General features: G+C 72.5%; 1 protein-coding gene. It reads right to left on the bottom strand.

Annotated features, from left to right (window positions below; all coding sequences use genetic code 11):
- Positions 1–233: hypothetical protein (locus ACRHNM_RS18330; protein WP_431138055.1), on the bottom strand; the 233-nt coding region annotated here is incomplete at both ends.

The following is a 233-nucleotide window of genomic DNA, read 5'->3' as shown; positions in this document are numbered from 1 at the left end:
CACCGCCGACGACAGGAAGGCGATCCGCAGCACGGACATGGTGCGCTGGCGCAGCGCATCGCTGGCGGCGGCGGCGGAAGCCGCCTCGGCTTCGGCGCGGCCACACAGCTTCAGGGTGGAGAGGCCGCGCAGGCGGTCGGCGAAGAATCCCGACAACCGCGCGAAGGCCCGCAGATGACGCCGGCTGGCGCCTTGCGCGCCCCAGCCGACCAGCGCCATGAACAGCGGAATCA

Source organism: Psychroserpens mesophilus (genome assembly GCF_050617655.1).
In the GTDB taxonomy this organism is placed as follows: Bacteria; Bacteroidota; Bacteroidia; order Flavobacteriales; family Flavobacteriaceae; genus Psychroserpens; species Psychroserpens mesophilus_A.
This window is presented reverse-complemented; position numbering and strand designations above follow the sequence as displayed.